3 protein-coding genes are annotated in these 1,594 nt (G+C 66.4%); all 3 read left to right on the plus strand.

The features are described from left to right. Positions 1-87: 87 nt before the first annotated feature. From PLE19_24070 to PLE19_24080, 3 genes are read left to right on the plus strand one after another with little or no spacing between them, the layout of a single operon-like run. Entirely contained in the window at positions 88-255 is a 168-nt protein-coding gene (locus tag PLE19_24070) for a hypothetical protein (GenBank protein HPD18024.1), read from the plus strand. Between the two features lie 20 nt (positions 256-275). Continuing rightward, on the plus strand, positions 276-941 hold the full coding sequence (locus PLE19_24075; GenBank protein HPD18025.1) for a hypothetical protein: 666 nt from the start codon (positions 276-278) through the stop codon (positions 939-941). 38 nt (positions 942-979) lie between these two features. Then, positions 980-1,462 carry a tryptophan-rich sensory protein gene (locus PLE19_24080; GenBank protein HPD18026.1) on the plus strand — a complete coding sequence of 161 codons (483 nt, stop codon included), beginning with the start codon at positions 980-982 and terminating at the stop codon, positions 1,460-1,462. The last annotated feature ends 132 nt before the right edge of the window (positions 1,463-1,594 follow it).

Below are 1,594 nucleotides of genomic sequence, written 5' to 3' on the forward strand. Positions count from 1 at the left end.
GGGGTGCCCCCCGAAAAATCGCCCGAAAATCGTCCTCACTGACGAACTTGGGCTAGCTACCTCTTCCGTGAAGGGGCAAGCGGCTACGTGGGCAAACGCCTTCACCTGACCAAGGTGAGCGAGACGACGGATGCGGAGGCGATCCAGGCCCTCCGCCGCCGCAAGGCCCCCATCGCCTGCGAGCCAGGTGAGGGAGAAGCCCGATATCTGGTCATCTTCCATGTTGACCGGGTTCGCCCCCTGGTTGGCGACTGAGCGATCTGGGACGCACCAGCATGAAGCGCCTGCCAATCCGTTCTTCGCTACTCCTTGTTGCCTGGGTGTTCCTTGACGCGGGCGTTGCCTGGGCACACAAGCCGATCTTCGCTGATGGCGCAGCCACCGATGCGGCCAACGCGGTGCCGGTGAACGACGTTGATGTCTCCATGGTGACCTACCACGCTGCCACGCAGCACTCGCCACGGGTGTGGATTGCCTTCGAGGGACAGAGGGGCAAGGAGATCGAGCTTCAGCTCGGCGTGCCGCGAATAGAGCGGCTCAAGGGCGTCAGGCCCGCTGCCGCCGTCATCGGGCCAGGGTTGCCGCAGTGGAAGGGGGAGTTCGACGCCCCGGCCGGCCTGGGCGGTGTGGCGTTCGGCACCGCCGGAGGCCCGGAGCCCACGACTTTCCACGAGCCGTTCACTGGCACGAATTCCTGGTTGTTTGCGAAGCAGAAGCTGGTTCTGCCCGAGGCGGGACGCTACTACCTTGTGGGGTATCTGCCCGACCGCGGCGAGGGGAAGTTCTGGCTCGCCTTCGGGCATAAGGAGGCGTATGGCCTTGGGGACTGGTTGCGGCTGCCTGGCTGGATTGCGAAGGTGAGGCGATTCCACGAGGTCGGTGGCGTGCCACGATGGGTCTGGGTTATCGGCGCGCTGGGAGTTGCTGTCGCAGTGTGGTGAAGAGGACGCCCGCTCTGTGCGGCGGCGGAGAACGAGACGTGAGACTTGGCACAAGAAGTGCCGTAGCCCTTGGGATATGCCTGGCGGCCTGCTTCGGGGCGGCGGCCCTCGGCGCCCTGTTCACCGGGCCGGCTGTGAGAACCTGGTATCAGGAGATACGCAGGCCGGCGTTCTCGCCGCCCGACTGGGTTTTCGGCCCCGTGTGGACGGTTCTCTACACGATGATGGCGGTGGCGGCCTGGCTGGTGTGGCGGAAGGCGGACGCGCCGGGGCGCGCAGCAGCGCTGGTGCTCTTTGGGGTTCAGCTCGCGCTCAATGCCGCCTGGTCGCCGATCTTCTTCGGCCTGAGGAGCTTCGGCGGGGCGCTCGCGGACATCGTGGCGCTCTGGCTTGCCATCGTCGCCTCGCTCGTGGCCTTCTGGCGTATCTCGATGCCTGCGGGCGTTCTCCTGGCTCCCTACCTCGCTTGGGTCAGCTTCGCCGCGGTGCTCAACGTGGCAATCTGGCGCCTGAACCCCTGAGAGGGGCTTCGACCCTTGCGGGCTCCGGCCACTCCAGCTCACCTGAGGGATGAGCGAGCATGGGAGGGGTGGCTCTCATGCTCGCCCCTACGCTCTGCGTGGGGGCGGTGATGCGGACGCTCCCGCGTCCAA

This window comes from Planctomycetota bacterium (assembly GCA_035384565.1).
Classification (GTDB): domain Bacteria; phylum Planctomycetota; class PUPC01; order DSUN01; family DSUN01; genus DAOOIT01.